14 protein-coding genes are annotated in these 17,593 nt (G+C 49.1%); 8 read left to right on the top strand and 6 right to left on the bottom strand.

Going from position 1 to position 17,593, the window contains the following annotated elements; translation table 11 throughout:
- Positions 1 to 164: 164 nt before the first annotated feature.
- Positions 165 to 1,358: a DUF748 domain-containing protein gene (locus tag LZD49_RS11935; protein ID WP_234667579.1), complete on the top strand. Its 1,194-nt coding sequence runs from the start codon at positions 165 to 167 to the stop codon at positions 1,356 to 1,358.
- 244 nt (positions 1,359 to 1,602) lie between these two features.
- Here LZD49_RS11935 and LZD49_RS11940 read toward each other — a convergent pair whose 3' ends face one another.
- Positions 1,603 to 4,410, bottom strand: a complete 2,808-nt coding sequence (locus LZD49_RS11940) for a PVC-type heme-binding CxxCH protein (protein WP_409021319.1) — start codon at positions 4,408 to 4,410, stop codon at positions 1,603 to 1,605.
- 210 nt (positions 4,411 to 4,620) lie between these two features.
- On the opposite strand from LZD49_RS11940, the gene LZD49_RS11945 reads away from it, so the two are divergent.
- Both LZD49_RS11945 and LZD49_RS11950 read left to right on the top strand, forming a co-directional pair.
- A complete protein-coding gene (locus tag LZD49_RS11945; protein WP_234667581.1) occupies positions 4,621 to 5,055 on the top strand; it encodes an MbcA/ParS/Xre antitoxin family protein in 435 nt (144 codons plus the stop codon).
- A 2-nt stretch (positions 5,056 to 5,057) separates the two neighbouring features.
- Positions 5,058 to 5,525 (top strand): RES family NAD+ phosphorylase, encoded by a 468-nt coding sequence (locus tag LZD49_RS11950; RefSeq protein ID WP_234667582.1) that lies wholly within the window; start codon positions 5,058 to 5,060, stop codon positions 5,523 to 5,525.
- Between the two features lie 22 nt (positions 5,526 to 5,547).
- Here LZD49_RS11950 and LZD49_RS11955 read toward each other — a convergent pair whose 3' ends face one another.
- Positions 5,548 to 5,919, bottom strand: a complete 372-nt coding sequence (locus LZD49_RS11955; protein WP_234667583.1) for an iron chaperone — start codon at positions 5,917 to 5,919, stop codon at positions 5,548 to 5,550.
- A gap of 233 nt (positions 5,920 to 6,152) precedes the next feature.
- Between LZD49_RS11955 and LZD49_RS11960 the strand changes: the two genes are divergently transcribed.
- From LZD49_RS11960 to LZD49_RS35535, 3 genes are all read left to right on the top strand, one after another.
- Positions 6,153 to 6,617 (top strand): T9SS type A sorting domain-containing protein, encoded by a 465-nt coding sequence (locus LZD49_RS11960; RefSeq protein ID WP_234667584.1) that lies wholly within the window; start codon positions 6,153 to 6,155, stop codon positions 6,615 to 6,617.
- Positions 6,618 to 6,750: 133 nt separating this feature from the next.
- Entirely contained in the window at positions 6,751 to 7,602 is an 852-nt protein-coding gene (locus LZD49_RS35530) for a sulfatase-like hydrolase/transferase (protein WP_255720989.1), read from the top strand.
- A complete protein-coding gene (locus LZD49_RS35535) occupies positions 7,593 to 8,465 on the top strand; it encodes a sulfatase-like hydrolase/transferase (protein WP_255720990.1) in 873 nt (290 codons plus the stop codon). Before LZD49_RS35530 ends, LZD49_RS35535 begins: the two co-directional genes overlap by 10 nt.
- Before the next feature lie 45 nt (positions 8,466 to 8,510).
- Here the strand turns inward: LZD49_RS35535 and LZD49_RS11970 are convergent, their stop codons facing one another.
- The 3 genes from LZD49_RS11970 to LZD49_RS11980 all read right to left on the bottom strand — a co-directional run bounded on the left by LZD49_RS11970 (position 8,511) and on the right by LZD49_RS11980 (position 12,180).
- On the bottom strand, positions 8,511 to 9,185 hold the full coding sequence (locus LZD49_RS11970) for a response regulator transcription factor (RefSeq protein WP_234667585.1): 675 nt from the start codon (positions 9,183 to 9,185) through the stop codon (positions 8,511 to 8,513).
- A 3-nt stretch (positions 9,186 to 9,188) separates the two neighbouring features.
- Positions 9,189 to 10,574 (bottom strand): sensor histidine kinase KdpD, encoded by a 1,386-nt coding sequence (locus LZD49_RS11975; protein ID WP_234667586.1) that lies wholly within the window; start codon positions 10,572 to 10,574, stop codon positions 9,189 to 9,191.
- A 70-nt stretch (positions 10,575 to 10,644) separates the two neighbouring features.
- Positions 10,645 to 12,180 (bottom strand): hypothetical protein, encoded by a 1,536-nt coding sequence (locus LZD49_RS11980; RefSeq protein ID WP_234667587.1) that lies wholly within the window; start codon positions 12,178 to 12,180, stop codon positions 10,645 to 10,647.
- Between the two features lie 350 nt (positions 12,181 to 12,530).
- Between LZD49_RS11980 and LZD49_RS11985 the strand changes: the two genes are divergently transcribed.
- Together LZD49_RS11985 and LZD49_RS11990 are read left to right on the top strand one after the other, a co-directional pair.
- Positions 12,531 to 13,307, top strand: a complete 777-nt coding sequence (locus tag LZD49_RS11985) for a GLPGLI family protein (protein ID WP_234667588.1) — start codon at positions 12,531 to 12,533, stop codon at positions 13,305 to 13,307.
- Positions 13,294 to 16,077, top strand: coding sequence for an outer membrane beta-barrel protein (locus LZD49_RS11990; RefSeq protein ID WP_234667589.1), 2,784 nt, complete (start codon positions 13,294 to 13,296; stop codon positions 16,075 to 16,077). Before LZD49_RS11985 ends, LZD49_RS11990 begins: the two co-directional genes overlap by 14 nt.
- Before the next feature lie 3 nt (positions 16,078 to 16,080).
- Here the strand turns inward: LZD49_RS11990 and LZD49_RS11995 are convergent, their stop codons facing one another.
- Positions 16,081 to 17,304 carry a T9SS type A sorting domain-containing protein gene (locus tag LZD49_RS11995; RefSeq protein ID WP_234667590.1) on the bottom strand — a complete coding sequence of 408 codons (1,224 nt, stop codon included), beginning with the start codon at positions 17,302 to 17,304 and terminating at the stop codon, positions 16,081 to 16,083.
- Positions 17,305 to 17,593: the final 289 nt, after the last annotated feature.

Genomic DNA, 17,593 nt, shown 5'->3' on the forward strand with positions numbered 1-17,593 from the left:
GCCGTTGATTGTATTACCGCAGGAACGGCACTTGCGGTATTGGACGAAGGTGCAGGCTTTTTTAAAAAAATCATTGCGCCGGCAAATGCAGGCATCCGGTTTGGTACGATTGTTTAATAGAGGTGTCGAAAACCGATCTTACACGAATGTAAACTACCCTTCCAATGGCCGCCACACGCACATATTCCAGAAAAAAACGTACAGCCAAAATCCTGATCGGCATTCTGATAGCCATAGTTGTTATCCGATTGGTGTTGCCTTACGTAATCCTGCATTTCGCCAACCGCAGCCTGGCAAATATGAATGGTTATTATGGACACATCAAAGACATTGACCTCGCCATTATCCGCGGCGCTTACAAGATAGACAGCATTTATATTGATAAAAAAGACACCGTATCAAGCAAGCGAACACCGTTTTTTGCGTCCAAAACGATTGACCTCTCTGTCGAATGGAAGGCTTTGCTAAAAGGTTCTATTGTAGGTGAACTTGTGCTTCAGGGGCCGTATTTGTTATTTACCAAAGATAAAGTCGAACCAAAGGAAATTGTAAGGGACTCGGCGGATTTCCGGCAGGTGCTCGACAAGTTTATGCCACTGAGTATCAACCGCTGCGAACTACGCGACGGGAAAATCCAGTATAAGGATTTTGGGTCCACGCCGAATGTGGACATAGCGATGACCAATCTGCATTTGGTCGCCCAAAACCTGAAGAACAGCTACGACTCGACGACAGTCCTGCCCGCAAACATTCATGCGACCGCAGATGTGTACGAAGGCAAATTACGCTTCGACGCCAAGCTCAATCCGCTAGCCGCTTCCCCTACTTTTGATATGAGCGCGGAACTTAAAAATACTAATTTGGTGAAGCTTAATGACTTTCTCCAGGCCTATGCCAAGATAGATGTCAATAAAGGGCGCTTCGGCCTTTATACAGAGGTAGCTGCCAAAGATGAGGCATTTAAAGGATATGTAAAACCGGTAATTAAAGACCTGGACGTCCTTGGGAAAGAAGACCGGGACGATAACCTGTTCCGGAAGCTTTGGGAAGCGGTTGCCGGAGGGGCAGGTAAGCTTTTTGAGAACAGATCAAAAGATCAGGTAGCTACCAAGGTGCCTTTTCAGGGCAGGCTGGACAATCCCAAAACCAATATCTGGCTAGCGATTACGAACATCCTTCAAAACGCTTTCATCCATGCTATTCAACCGTCCATTGATAACGAGATCAGCATTGCTTCGGTGAAGGAAGACAAAAAAGAGAAGAAGACCTTTCTTCAAAAGATCTTCTCCAAGGATGATGATAAGAACGACGATGATAAAAAGAAGAACAATAAAAAGGATAAGAAGAAAGGGAAATAATTATTCTATCTGCATCCGCCATATCGGCTATAACCAGAAATATTCCAAGCAAAAATTATAATTTCTTGTGATTGTCTGATAGTTACGAAAATCACAATTAGATTTTATTCAATTCTTCGTAAATTCCTAAAACATGACAAATGTCATATTTTAGGACGAACTACTTCATTTATATTTGTAGAAATACTTCAATTGCTTTACTCAACGTTGTAAAAAGGGCTTCCTAATGAAGCCCTTTTCCATATCAGTGATTCATGGCAGTGCCAGTTCCATGCTGTTCATGCGGATTTTCAGCTTTTCCCACTTTGTTGCTGTAATCTTTAAGCACTTTTTTGGAGTCCTCGGTGCCGATCGCTTCCACGCGCTGAATCATATAGGGTAGCATTTTAGGGAACTTCGATTTTTCCGCCAATTGCAATGCACGTCTGGCGTCTATCGGCGCTAATGGTTCAGCAGCGTACCACTCCAAGAGCGGCAGGTTATGATCGTCCTTGTCTTCGTCTTTCTGCACCAATGCATCGAGCACCTCCCAGCGTTGCGCGGGATCTAAGCGGAGCATTCCGGAAGTCAGGTACAGCCGTACCAGCTTGGAATTATCCTTTTGCGCCATTTCTGCGAATTTCCCCAGTGTTTCCGGAGAAACGGATTTATTTTCGGTCAAAAGCTGCACAGACCAGCTGCGAATGTACTCGCTGTCGCTGGAAAGCAGATCTGCAAGTTCTTTTTCTGTCAGGCCTTTGGTTACATGCAAAGTCCAGAGCGCCCGCAGTTTCCGTGTTTCATCCGGGTTTTTAGCTAAAATTTCTTTCAATGCCTTATGCACCTTCTTATTGGGGCCGCGCTCCTGCAAGATTGTGCGTGCCTGGCGGACGTACCATTCGTTAGCGTTCAACTGGTAATTAACCAGCTCCATATCTGACGCCTTCGACAAATCGACTTGCACCCATTTGTCGTTACTGTGGGTTATTTTGAAAATGCGCCCCATGGTCTTGTTATGAACGTCGGGATTCGGGCTGTGGCATTGGTTCTTGTCGTACCAGTCGATCGCCCATACCGAACCGCTCGCATCATACTTGAAGTTCAGCCATTGCGACCATGAGTCGTTCATGGCCATGAAGTCGTTCTTGTGTGTGGCTTCGTAGCCCGAACCCGAGCGCGTCAGATGGTCGGTATTCAGGCGGGCACCGTTGATGTTGTTCATAAAAATATCATTACGATACTCTTTCGGCCAGCTGTTACCCAGGTAAATCATCGCTCCTGCATGCGCATGGCCTCCTCCCGCGGATGCCGAACGGAAATTACCCGCATGCGGGCCCCGCTCGCCTACCCAATGCACGTGATCGGCAATGGTTTTAATATCATCATAGGTGTACGGATTGAAATGTTTACCGGCCTGGCGCTGATAGCGCGCGCCCTGGATGATGTGGTACATGTGCGGGATGACACAAACCGTGATAAATGGATGTCCATAGTCGTTAAAATCTATTCCCCAGGGGTTGCTGGACCCTTCGGCAAATACCTCGAATTTGTGGGCAGTCGGATGGTAACGCCACACACCGGCATTAATCTTCGTCCGCTCGGAGTCGGGGGCGCCTGGTTTGCCTACATTAGAATGGGTAAACACGCCATGCGTTCCGTAGAGCCAGCCATCCGGGCCCCAGCGGAGGTTGTTGAGCACCTCGTGCGTGTCTTCGAGGCCCCAGCCGTCGAGCAGGATCTGCGGCGGTCCGGCAGGTTTGTCGTTTTTGAAATCGGCTGGGATAAAAAGTAAATGAGGCGCTGAGCCAAGCCATACGCCGCCCATTCCCACTTCAATGCCGCTGATAAGGTTAAGACCTTCGGCAAATACTTTGCGCTTATCGAGCGTGCCGTCGCCGTTGGTGTCTTCAAATATCAGGATCTTGTCCTTGCCCTGACCTTCCGGGGCGCGTACCGGATAGGTATGGCCTTCTACTACCCACAATCTTCCACGAGAATCAATTGTAAAGCTGATTGGCCGGATAATGTCCGGTTCCGCTGCTGCGAGGCTGATTTTGAAGCCCTGTGGCGGCGTCATCGCCCGGGCCGCCTCAGTACCCGATAACCCTGCATTGAGAACCGGGTCGAGGGGAGGAAGAATGATGATATCCTTTTGTTTCAGCTCATTAGGAAAATCGGGGCGGCTCGGATAAAAGCGAAAATCGTCGAAGTTGATATGCCCCCATTTATCGTTGGGAATGTAAGGGATTTGCGAAATACCAGTCTCATTATCGACAATCCTGATAAAAATCTCTTTGTTTAAATATGGTTGTAAATCAACCACCGCCGGTTGCAAAGTGGCCCTACCCTGGCCGGTAATATGGTAAATGACCTTGTTATCAGCCACTGTGACAAGCTCCACCCGCGTATCCTGCAAAGCTCCACCCGAAACACGGAATGCGGCAAAAGGCTGAGTTACCTGAAATGGCACAGAAGTGAGCGTGCCGGTTTGTTTGTAATTGAGCGTGCCTCCGCTACTCAGAAAGTACTTCCCTTCGTAACCAATGTGCATTTCCTTCTCATGAACAGGCGAAGGATCGGAGCTGAACAGCGCGTTGGTAAATGCATCGCCAGTGGCAGTCCAGTTTTTCAGATCGCCCGTTTCAAAACCGAAGTTGAGCGGCTGACCATCCTTCACCGGCACTTGTCCTGCTACCGTTTCATCGGAAATCACCCCTTCTACTACCTCAAAACTGCCTACCATACCGGCAGCCCGGTGCCCGGGTACAGAGCAGAAGTAAGTGTCAGTTTGCTCCGCTTTGAATGTAATGCTTGTGCTGGTCCCTTTCTCGATAATCACCTTGCTTTTGATGCCTAGCTTTTCGAGGGCAATATCGTGGGTCATTAGCTCGCCGTTCGTGATCGTGATCCGGACACGGTCGCCTTTGTTGGCTTTCAATGTCGGGTTTCTGGCACCGTCTTTGGCGAAAAAGCCGAGCATGGTGGCTTCCAGCGCATAGTCGCGATCAAATTTTTCGGTGGTTTGTGTGGTTTTGGCCTGCTGCGCAATGGACTCATGCACGGGGATCGTCATCATTGCGAGCGCCAGCGGTAAGAGGATGTGGGTCAACCTTATCATATTCATCTGTTTAGGAATTTCTGCACCAAAATTTGAGGAATAAAGGAGTGGCATACCGGATTTATACTGATGGTAATTTTCCTGGAATTCATGAAAAAAAGAGGAAAAAATTCGATTATTGTTTTGAAAAAATTCCTAAATTTGATGTACTCAATCTCCTTTGTTATGAAAGCCCTTGCCCTCCAGCCCGGTTTGGCTTTAAAATCCAAATTTAAAGACATTGACATGGACAGCAACTTTGCCATCGTGCGCTCTGCCCGCAAAGGTTTGAACACAAAGGTTTTCTATGATTTCGCTGGGGCGATCAAAATGCCGGAAAAGCGGCTTGCGGCGATTATGAATGTTTCTGCGCGTACCATCAGCAATTATAAGGATGCGCAAAAAACACTGGAGCCGCTATATGGCGAGCACCTTTTGAAGCTCATTGCGCTGTTTAAGAAAGGAGAAGAGCTTTTGGGCTCAATCGATGAATTCAATTACTGGCTGCAAAAGCCGTTTTGGAATTCGGCTGAGAGGCCTGCTGAGTGGCTGACGACCGGTGGCGGTGTGGATTTTTTGAGCGAAGAGCTCGATAAGCTGGCCGAAGGTTATCCTGCATAAATATGCTGGTAGCCCGCATCGTTCACAAGCTATATGCCAACACCTTATTCGCATCAGGCATGCGCGGGCGATGGAACAGTACGGGTAACAAGGTCATTTACACATCCGAATCAATTCCCCTCGCGTTTATGGAAAACATGGTGCGAAGGCAGGGTGTCGGATTCAATACCGATTTCAAAATCATGCTCATTCAGATACCTGACGACGTGCTCATCGAGTCCGTCGCGATGACTAGCCTTGAAACCGGATGGCGTGATCCCAACGATTACTCGCAATGCCAGCCGCTAGGTGACAAGTGGTTCAATGCTGGTAAATCGCCTGTATTGAAAGTCCCTTCGGCCGTGATGCCGGAAGCATTCAACTATGTGATTAATACCAGCCACCCCGATTACGCACGGGTGGAATTGTTGGCCGTCACCGACCTGGTTCCGGATGCGCGGATTGAAGAGATTTTGAAAAAATACTCCTGAAAATCACCGTTACCCCCTTACTCTATTTCTTTGCCGCCATTTGATTTTCTGCCACGCGCAGTTTGGTAATTTTTTTGATCAAGTCCAGCGGCATCGGCTTGCTTAATGGGAAATGTACCGAACTCTTTGTGCCATTGTACGCCTCAAGTTCTGTTGAAAGTGCTTCAAAGATCTTTTCAGTGACCGGATAAAGTGCCACATGCTTCTTCCATCCTGCGAAATAGATGAGATAGGCCCCGTTCAGGTTGAACGTCGGCATATCATAGGAAATCACCTCTTCGGCATCGGGAGCCACTTGCCTGATCGTCGCGCGGATTTCTTGTAATACCCCCCGGACTTCTTCCGGAAAGCCTGCAATGTATTCATCGATTGAACTGGGTTTTATCGCAGCCATATTAGTTTTGTCGAATGGAGTTATAAGTTAGTAAAATTCCAGATTTTCTCCGACAGCCTGGTATCGCCGCCAGCTACGCAATAAACAAGCAGACTACTCAATTGACTGGTAGAGAATGCATTTGCAAAGATAGTTTTGTGTCATCATTCTATATCCTAAATCACTATGAGATGGATTCTATTTATTTCGACACTCATTGCATGGCTGTCTAGTAATATGGCCTCAGTGTCCTGTTGTGGTTACTTAACAGCTATTTTGAAGTACAAAAATCATCCGGTGGCATTCGTTTCACAACCATTACGAAAATCGAAGGGTCGGGTACGGTTTACGGGCAGAAGACCTACGATGCAGTGGATATATCGCCTTACGAACATACCTATTTCCGCCTTAAACAAGTCGATTACGATGGGACATTTAGCCTCTTTCTTATTATTTACGTTCAGCAGGCTGATCATGCCGGGTTTGCATTGTATGCCAATCCGGCGAGCGATGTGCTTTATTTATCGGGTGACAAGCGTCACGGCGATCTGCATATCTCGATTTTTGATCATAGTGGCCGCATTGCTTTACAGCAAACGCCCCCTCAGCAGGATCATATCAATTTGAAAATTGGCTCACTCTTGCCCGGAACTTACGTCATCCGGATAGCGAGACCTTTTTCGATGTCGTTATGGTCGTCTAGGTTTGTAAAGCGATGAATGTTCGTGTAAGTATCCGGCACCATCAATCGCGACTATTAGCTTTTCGGGGTTATATTGCTACGGAAATAGCCGCGCCGGAAATATAAGTGTAGACCGTTGACCACCGGCCTGCGCAGAATGCATCACTTTCATGTCTAAAACCAAACTATCCCTGCTTGCATTAGCCGTGCTGACCAGCTTCGGCCTTGTCGCATTGAACACCGGAAATGATCCGGGAACACCGAAGGCTGCCAAACGCCCGAACATTGTCGTGATCCTGGCCGATGATATGGGTTATTCGGATATGGGTTGTTACGGAGGTGAGGTCCGGACACCAAACCTCGACTTTCTGGCACAGAACGGCTTGCGCTACCGGCAGTTTTACAACACTTCACGTTGCTGTCCTACGCGCGCATCGCTGCTCACAGGCCTGTATAACCAGCAGGCGGGCATTGGCAAAATGACTGAAGCGGAGAACCAGCCGGGTTATCAGGGCCATATTACTGAAAATACCGTGACATTGGCCGAAGTGCTTAAAACGGCCGGGTACCGGACCGGCATGGTGGGCAAATGGCACGTTTCCAACACACTTACCCAAAAGAACGCACAAGACCAACTTGCATGGCTGAACCATCAGAAAGATTTCGGGCCCTTTTCGCCTATTGAACAATATCCGACAAGCCGGGGCTTCGACAGGTTTTTCGGGACAATATGGGGGGTGGTGGATTTTTTCGATCCATTCAGTCTCGTAAATGGGAAGGAACCTGTGAAAAGTGTCCCAAAAGACTATTACCACACCGACGCCATTAATGACACGACCGTGGCGTACATCAGCGAATACGCGAAATCGGAGAAACCATTTTTTCTTTACGTGGCGCAAAATGCTCCGCACTGGCCGTTACAAGCGAAGCCGGAAGATATAGAAAAGTACAAAGACACTTACAAAGGCGGCTGGGAGGCAATCCGCAAAAGGCGTTATGAAAGGATGGTCAAATGGGATTGATCGACCCGAAAACCACAAAACTACCCGAAACACCCGCGAGTGCCCCGAAATGGGAGGACAATCCCGACCGTGAGTGGGACGCGATGGCGATGGCCGTCCACGCTGCGATGATCGATCGGATGGACCAAGGCATCGGACGGATCATCCATGCTTTGAAACAAACCGGTGAACTGGACAATACGTTAATCCTCTTTCTGACTGACAATGGAGCCAGCCCCGAAAACTGCGCAAAATATGGCCCGGGCTTCGACCGCCCCAGCGAGACACGCGATGGACAGAAAATAGTTTATGCTACAGAAAAACAGGTAATGCCGGGACCACAAACCAGCTACGCGTCCATTGGTGCGCGCTGGGCCAGCGTTGCAAACACGCCCTACCGCTATGCCAAGGCCGAGTCATTCGAAGGCGGGGTCAACACGCCGATGATCGCTTTTTGGCCAAAAGGCATTACGGCTAAAAAAGGAGGTTTCAGCGACCATACCGGCCATGTGATGGATTTGATGGCGACATTCTGCGAGCTTTCGGGTGCGGTATATCCAAAGCAGTTCAACAACAAGCCTATTAAACCGACAACCGGTGCGAGCATTGTCACTTCTTTTGGCAACAACCCTTCAAAAGGCCATCCTATGCTCTTCAATGAGCATTTCGGGGCACGCTATGCCAGACAAGGCAACTGGAAACTGGTCTCCCCGGCCTCAGACTCGGCCTGGCAGTTATATGATCTTTCGACCGACCGCTCTGAAACGACAAACCTCGCTGAACAGCATTCCGATAAAGTTAAACGCCTGGCAAGTCTTTGGCACGAATGGGCCAATACCCACCAGGTATTCCCGAAACCGGGCAAACCGGCCTCGTCGAAATGAGCTTTTAACGCCCTAAACTGCCGCCAGCGTTGGTCAACGCCGAACTCAAAGCACCAGCTTATACCCTCTTCCCCGGATATTAATAATCTGAACCTTAGAATCTTCCCGGAGGTAGCGACGGAGTTTGGTGATGAATACGTCGAGGCTGCGACCATTAAAGAAGGAATCGTCGCCCCAGAGTTCGGTCAGGATTTCGCTGCGGCCGAGTACCTGGTTCCGTTGCTGGTAGAGCCTTCGGAGCAGCTCGGCTTCGCGATGCGATAATGTAACTTCACGGTCTTCGACGGTGAGCTTTTGTTTCGCGGGGTCGAACAAGTAACGGCCTATTTTCAAGGTTCCGTTCGTATTAGCCAGCGACGCTCCGGCACGGAGGAGCGCATTGATCCGCACGATCAGTTCGTCGAGGCTGAATGGCTTTTTGAGGTAATCGTTTCCACCCAGTTCGAACCCCCGCACGACGTCGGCTGTTTGCGAACGCGCCGTCAGGAACATGATCGGAACATTTGGGTCTTCACGGCGAATATGTTCGGCCATGGTGAATCCATCCATATCGGGCATCATGATATCGGCCACGACAATATCGGGCTGATGTCGGCGAAACTGTTGGAGCCCCTCTACACCATTATCAGCATAAAGCACTTCAAACCCTCTGAAAATCAGGCTATCTTTCACGATCATTCCCAGCGCAGTTTCGTCTTCGATCAATAATACCGTGGCCATTTTTCAGAATTTTAATACAAAAGCACTCCCCTTGCCCGGCTCGCTCGCCAGACTAATGCTCCCACCATGTTTTTCGACCACTTGCCGTACATAGGCAAGCCCCAAACCAAACCCTTTTACCTGATGCAAATCACCCGTTGGGACACGGAAAAAGCGATCGAAAACCGATGCCTGATACGTTTTTGGAATTCCAATACCATTATCGGTAACAGTCAATTGCCAGCCCTCCGGTTCCTGCCGGAAATCGAACGAAATCGTTACACGTTCATAGGAGTATTTGATCGCATTGTCGATGAGGTTATTGAGCACATTGCCAAAATGCATCCTGTCTACCTGCACCGTGGTCCCAAATGGAATATGCATATTAAAAATCACGGTCTTGGCAGCTTTGATCCTGTGATTTGCCGCCAGGTCGCTCACCATTTCTGCCAGGCCGACCGGCTCCTTCTGGAATTCCAGTTCCTGCTTTTCTTCAACAGCCAGGTTCAACACTTTCTCAACGAGATCCGACAGTCTTTGCAGGTTATTCTGCGAAATACGGAGATACTCCTCGCTTTTACGCGGATCATTCAAAGCGCCGAAATGCAGCATGGCGTCAACGGCTGCGGTTACCGTCGAAATCGGCGTTTTGAGCTCATGGGTCATGTTGTTGATGAAATCGTTCTTGATGTCGGAGAGCTTTTTCTGTCGGAGAATCGTCCGAAGCATGAATACGAAGCAGCAGGTGGTCAATAACAAAAGCATCATGGAACAGCCTAGCAGCCATCCCATTCGCCTCAGCAAATAAGGGACAGGCGTTTCGAAAGTAGCTTGCACGAACAAATGCCGGATAGGATTAATGGGCAGTGGCAGGGTTTTGAAACGGTCACCGCTTTGCTTTCTCAAACCGTTAAAAACGATCATGTTGTCAGACCCTGGTTCGGGAAGAATATATAGGGTATCAATCAAAAAAGCTGCGTCAATGTTTCTCCTCGACAATTCCGCCCGATAGGCAGCATAGATCTTCCGCAAATCCACCCGCTCGCCGTCCGTCCACTCTTGTACAACAAAGCGGGAAATGCGGCGAGCAAGCGTGTCGGCCGGCGCTACAACCGCGCTGTCATTGTTAAATTTATAATAGAAACGCGATCCGGCACCGCTGGTACCCAACCGGCTCACCACCCGAATGCCTTTGTGGGGCTGCCCGGGGCTGCGCTTCCCGAGCAGCCTGCTTGCACTTTCAACCTGATGCTCTTCGATAACACCAAATAAAGCATCCTGCACGATATTACCGAACTGCTGACGGTTGAGCTCGTAAGTCGTCCAAAGCCAATATCCCTGAAATGCGTTGATAGCAACAATGCAGATAGTCATCAGCCAGAAAATCGAACGGATACGGCGGTTCATCATACCACAAAGCTAACTTTCCGCACGGACGATTTCCGGCGGTTTAACACTATTTAACACTAAATAGCATTGATTAATAAGCCGTTCTAGGTAAAAGAGAAATCGAGGGATTTTCCTTGCGATGGAAGATCTTCACACCGTCCATATCCCGAATGAAGCGGTAATGTTTCCGCACATATTCACGGACTACCGGCACTTTATCGTGCGGTAAAAACAAGTGGCCTCGTTCCGAATAGTCCCTGATCATGGCTTCGACGAAGATTTTCGGTTTGTTTTCTTCCATATCTTCCAGGAAATCCTCGGTCCAGTTCGGAATGAGTGGCGATTTCATCGAAAAATGAAAAGTATGAACGTCGCGGTAACCCATTGGGCGTTGAGAGCTTACCAACAGGCCATCACGCCAGCCCCAGACCACCACAGGGTCGGTCGACCGCGAGTGCCGCATAATGTGTCCTACCACTTTTCGGTCAGTCTCGGATCGTCTGTCGTATGCAATGTCGGGATTGAGGTATTTCAAACTGACTGCGGTTTGTAAAACGCTTCCCAGCAAAAGAAATCCCACCGCGTATTTCCGTATCGAAGGTTCAGCAATCGAAAGAAATAATGCGTTGAAAATCAACAGCGGAACAAACAGGAAAAGTTTATAGTGCTCAAAATTGTTGCCCGACTGCAACACCGCATATATGCTGAGCAAAAGCAACAAAAACGAGAACAGAAATGGCAACCAGTTATTCGTGACCTCAAACCGCCATTTTTTAAAAGATAAAAGCGGCAAAGCAATGGCCAATGCAAAAAGCGTCAATGCGTAAATACCGGAACTGGTTGCATAGAAGAAAAAACGGATGATGCGGACAGGGTTGAACCGCTCGGCCATAGGCATGGATGAAAATTGCGTGGTGAATGAATAGTAAAAATAATTCCAGAAGTAATTATTCCAGAATACATCCACCTTCCCACGGAGACCATAAAATACATTCACCAGAACGGTCGGCAAAAGGCAACCCAGAAACAATGCAGCCATATTCCGCCAATCTTTTCGCCGGGCCATGCTCAGCAACAAAAATGCCCCAGTGAGTAATCCCATGGGGGCATTTTGAAACTTGGCGTAAATGAGGCTTCCAAGCAATATACCCGTCGACGCGGCGACTACCGGACTTGTCCATCGCCTGTAAACATATAAAAAGAACAATGCGACGCCCGCCGTCACCAAAAAAATGCTGCTATGCTCGGAGTTGTAGGCTGCGAAAATATGGCAGAAGGTAGCCAAAAAAAAGGCCAGGCTCGAAGTCACGACGAGACTGAGATTCCTGCCGGCGAACATTTTACATATCTGGTAGAGTAATAGAACCGTACCGGTCCAGAGAAGCAAACCGATAATTTCGGCACTACTGTAATTGACCGGCATTCCCACCCACGAACCGGCTAGTAATGGAAATACGGTGAGCGGCCGCGCATCGGTGTAATTGAGTAAAGTCCAAAGCTTGTCGGGGTAGTGATTGATAGCGATCACCGCGCTTAGCCAGGTGCTAGTGTCGATATCATACTCCTTTTCGCGCAAAAACGGCAGCCTGACGAGCCACACCATCAGAAGTATGATAGCAATAATCACTGTTACATTTTTTCCGGAAAGCTCACGGGTTGGGTTCCTGATATACCCCCTATAAATCCATAAACTCGACAGGAAAAAGATAATAAACAGAAATAATTTGAAGTAGAGGTTATAAACCATTAGTAAACAGATGGTTGCTGAGTATAATATAGTTCAACCAATATACGCAACCTTCGGGCCAACACCTGATGGAATGCGATGTTTTTTAGTTTACGGCCTGACGAAAGGACTTGGGCTGTGTTTTGAACTCTGCCGTGATCAGGGTCTTAACACTACTTAACATTAAATAGCAGTACCTTACAAACCGTCGACTGACCTTTGATACGTCAAATCAAAACTCAGGCGACATTATGAAAAAGCTTCTTTTAATCATCACGCTGCTCTTTGCGGCGAACTCCGACATCCTCGCACAAGCCTCCGGGCAAATCAATTACGAAGTCGTACGCAAGATCGACCAATCGAGATTACGCTTCATGGTCAACGGCGAGGAGGTAAAACAGGGCGATCCCAACTTCCCGACTGACGTTCCCGACACACGCACCATTGGGCAGAAAGTGCTGTTTGCCGGGAATTTTGTACGCGAAAACCGTGACGAAGAAAACATGATGAAAAGAGTGATGATGGAACCGGGCGGGGTCCCGCAAATGAGCAACGCCGGACGTCCATTTGAAGAATATCTGGTCACCGACATTGCGGCGCAAAAAATCCTGACGTTCGTGACCGTCGGCACAGAAAAAGAGGCCCGTACTTACAAAAGCGAAGCACCCATCGAACCGATCGGTGGATGGCAACTCACGCAGCAGACAAAGAAAATTGCAGGGTATATATGCCAGAAAGCGATAGTCACCTATCACAACGAACCCTACACTGTGTGGTTTACGACCGAATTGCCGATCCGATACGCACCTGTCCCAGCCCTTACGCCGGAGAAAGGAGTTGCATTGCTCATCGAAGGCAGCCGTGAGCAATTCCGGGCAACGAAGGTGAGCCTGGGCAAGGTTGAAGCTGTATCGGTCATGCCGGACATCCAGGCCGAAACTGTAAAGCCAGAGGAACTGACAGATATCCGCCAGAAAGCAATGGCCGATTTTCACCAGAAAATGGGACCCGGTGGTGGAGGCATTTAAGCGCGTATTGTTCCTGCTGCTGGTGGTGCTGGCACCAGCAGTCGCACAAAAACCGCCCGCCAGTGGTGAACTCACTGGTACGGTTCTTGACTCGGCCACCCGAAAACCTCTGCGGATGGCATCCGTGTCCCTGCTGCAAGCACGTGACTCCACATACGTAAGCGCGACGATCACCGATGGCGACGGGCATTTCCGGTTCCGGAAAGTCGCGCCAGGTGCCTATCGCCTCCTGGTTACATTTGTAGGATATAAAAACGCATCCCGATCTCTAACGGTAACCCGCGACACTCCTGCCGACGCAGGCACATTGCTCATGGAGGAACAGGGCAACTTGTTGAATGAAGTCGTGATCCGTCAGGAAAGTGCGCCGGTGACGATCAAACTGGATACACTGGAGTTCAATGCAGGATCATTCAAAACACAACCTAATGCACAGGTAGAAGAGCTTTTGCGCAAATTGCCTGGCGTGGAAGTTGCGCGAGACGGGTCTATTAAGGCCAATGGCCAGGCTGTGAACAAAGTACTGGTGGATGGCAAACCGTTTTTTGGCAACGACCCAAAAATGGCTACCCGTAACCTGCCCGCCGACATTGTGGATAAGGTACAGTTGTACGACCAATCCTCGGACCAGTCGCAGTTCTCGGGCGTCGACGATGGTGACCGAGAGCGGACTATCAACATTACCATTAAAAAGGACAAAGGGAAAGGCTATTTCGGACAAAATGCCCTGGGTGCTGGGCCAAGCGCTGGTGATCAGACGGCCCGCTACCAGGCCAGATTGAACATTAACCGGTTTAATAACCGCAACGGCGGTCCAACGAAACAGCTCTCGCTGATAGGACAGGCAAATAACCTCAATCAGCAGAATTTCACAATGTCCGATGGTAATCTACCGGGGCCGGGTTCAGGAGGGCCACAATTCATTGGGCAGCCAGGTGGTTCGCTTGACGGCCCTTCTACTCCATCCAATATTACGGAAGTTGGTGCATTGGGCATCAATTATCGGACCGAAAGCAAGACTATTAAATGGGGAAAGCGGGCTGAAATGGCCGCCAGTTATTTCGCGAACCGGTCGATGACGACGACCGACCAGCAAAGTCATCGGGAAAATGTTTTGCCCGGTCGCTCATTTTTGACAGATCAGGTAAATTATTCTAAAAATACCATGGTTACCCATCGTCTAAACGGCCGCTTCGACATGCCGCTGGATTCACTGACCAGCCTTCGTTTTACGCCGAACGTCAGCTTTCAAACCAAGGATTTCCTGAATAAAACCACCAGTTCCTCGTATCGCCCGGCAGCAGATTCACTGAATAAGGGGCTTACTCATTACGATTTGAGCGGTACAGGTGTGAATGGCTACAACAATCTGCTGCTCATGCGAAAATTCCGGAAGGAAGGCCGGTCACTTTCTGCAAACCTTAATTCAATACTCACAACGGGCAACACAACTGCTTACAATCAGTCTATGAATACGTTTTTTGATTCTTTGGCCACCTCTTCCAAAATCGATCAGCGCAATGCCCAGAACCAGTTCGCATTACAGAACACATTGAGCCTATCGTTTACCGAACCGCTTTCCCTCAACCAGAAACTGGAATTCCGGTATGCATATGGTAACAACTTTGGCAAACTCCTTCGCGATGTGGACAATAAAAGAGACGAAACGAATGGCTATGATTTGCCCGACAGTTTGCTAAGCAGAAATTTCGCAAGCACCTTCGAAACCAACCGCCTTGGCGCTACTTTCCAGACCAGGCGTTTGCGGTACACGATGGCATTGGGTGGCGACTTTCAACTGGCATCACTGCGGCCTGTGGACAGGTCTACCGACACCGCTTATGGCAGCAGATATGGCTATTTCATGCCGAATGCGCTTTTTTCATACACATTTCGCGGCGATAAAAGCTTGCGGCTGCAATACCGGACGCGCATTTCCCCACCCGGAATCATTCAGCTCATTCCCGCGGCCGATAATTCGAATCCTCTTAACATCAGTATAGGCAACCCAGCTCTGAAACCAGAGTATTACCACACCGTAACGCTTTCATTCAACGCTTCCTCGCGGGGTGGGAACGATAACCTGTTTGCTTTTCTGGCATTTAATCAAAGTAATAACCGGATCGGCTTGTCGACCAATACGGATGGGTCGGGCGCGCAAGTAACGACGCCTTTAAATACGCGTGGCTTTTTCTCTGCCAACGGTGTTGTTTCGCTGGGTAAAAAGATCGAACCCCTTCGGCTAACGGTGAACCTGACCACGCAGGGGAGTGTGGCACGCAATACGAACCTCATTAACCTGGCCGACAACATGGCTACATCGACCGCCGTTGGACAGAGCTTCCGGCTGCAATCGGATTACAATGGACGGATCGACTATGGCCTCACTGCCCGCATTACGTATCAGCAAGCCCGTTATTCGCTTTTACCTCAGCAAAATTTGCAGTACTGGTCGCAATACGCCACAGGAGACGTGCATGTTCAATTGCCGGGTAATCTGGTGATTGAATCGGATCTTACTTACACGGGCAACACTGGCCGCGCCGAGGGTTACAATCAGCGTTTCCTGCTCTGGAACGCTTCATTCGCCCGCCAGTTTCTACGTACCCGGCAGGCTGAGATACGATTGCAGGTATTCGACCTGCTCAACCAGAACCGCAGCCTTCTCCGGAACACCGGCGACGCTTATGTCGAAGATGTGCGTAGCCGGGTTTTGAAACGCTATTTCCTGATCAGCTTGGTATATAATCTGAGAAAGTTTGGTGTATAGGTCTTACTTCTTGCCCACGACCAGCCTACCCGTTCTATCACCCGTTCCGCTGCCTGTGATGGTATAGAAATAGGTTCCCGGCTCCAATTCTGAAATGTCGAGCGATTGGTTATCGGAGGTAATCTGGCTTGACAATGCCACTCTTCCCTGGTCATCGGTCAACCGAAACTGCCCGCCGCCGGTAGCGAGCCCGTTGGCCAATGTCACATCAGCAACCGACGGATTGGGATAGACGTAAAAATCCAGACGCGGAATTGTTTGCCGTGGAATTTCAAAAGATCTGCCTAAGGAAGTGCTGATCAAACCATGCTGTGTGGCCACATACAATCGTCCGTTAGCCTGGGCGATACTGTAAGTGTAATATCCCTGCAACGTATCGACCGTCGTCCAGGCATCCGATAGCGGGGCGGAAATGCGGCGGCTGTAAAGAATTGTATGGTTGTTACCGAAGTTTACCGCCGCATAAATGCGGCTCGTTGTCGCTGTCGCGCGTGCATGGCTTCCGTGGCGCATGCCGGCCGGCACGTATACCCATGTGCGGCCGTTGTCGCTGCTGGCATAGGCTTTGTTGTTGGTAAATGCCCAGATATGTTTGCTGGTTTGCAGGAAATCAAAGGTACTGAGGCCAGGCTGTATGCGTCCACCTTGAAAACGGATATCCCAGGCGGCAGTATTGTCGTCGAGGACCGCTAATGTACCGTTGGCCCCCACTCCGCCGATGAGGCAACTGTCGGTATTGATGAGTGCATTGAAACTGTAACTGGTCTTAAAATCCAGGCCTTTGTTAAATGACACCCAAGCCGTTCCGGCCGCATCGAGTTGCTGTATACCCTGGTCGTCGGTGGCAACGTACAATGCACCATTTCGCTCGGCAAACCGCACCGCCCCGGAGATTCCCTGTGATGCGAGACGCCACGTTTTGCCATTGTCAATGCTTTCGTAAATACCTTTCCCATAGCCGGTGGCATACAATTTCCCTTTGAATCTGATCAGGTCGTCGATCCCGTCGGGCGCAGGGCTAAAAAGGGCGGATTGGGTCCATGACAGACCGCGGTTATCGGCGACATAAACCTGGCTTGCGGTGGAAGCATAGAGTTTCCCCTCTATATTCCTGACGGTGTAGATGTCCGTAACCGGGATTTGTTTTTCAGTGCGCCACCCATGCGGGGATTGTGCTACCGCATATTGCAACGAGAGGAAACAAAGAATAAAAAGTGAAATTTTCATGGCTAATGAATAATGTTTAAAACATCAAGTCACATTTGCCACGAGAATGGTTTGAGCGGTTTGAGTGAACGTGCGGAATTCTTTTGGCGATAAACACAAAAAGCGTGTCGTAACAGCTCACGACACGCTTCCACACTACTGTTCGTTTATCGGCTTATTATTCTTTCTTACTGAAATTTCTGACATTTACATGCTGTCACGTATGGGCTTATCCGGTTGCCTATGGATAATGGACAGACGCTACAGAGACAATGTTAGTAAAATTAATTCTATATTACTAATAGCAAAT

Source organism: Dyadobacter sp. CY261, from assembly GCF_021440085.1.
GTDB lineage: Bacteria > Bacteroidota > Bacteroidia > Cytophagales > Spirosomataceae > Dyadobacter.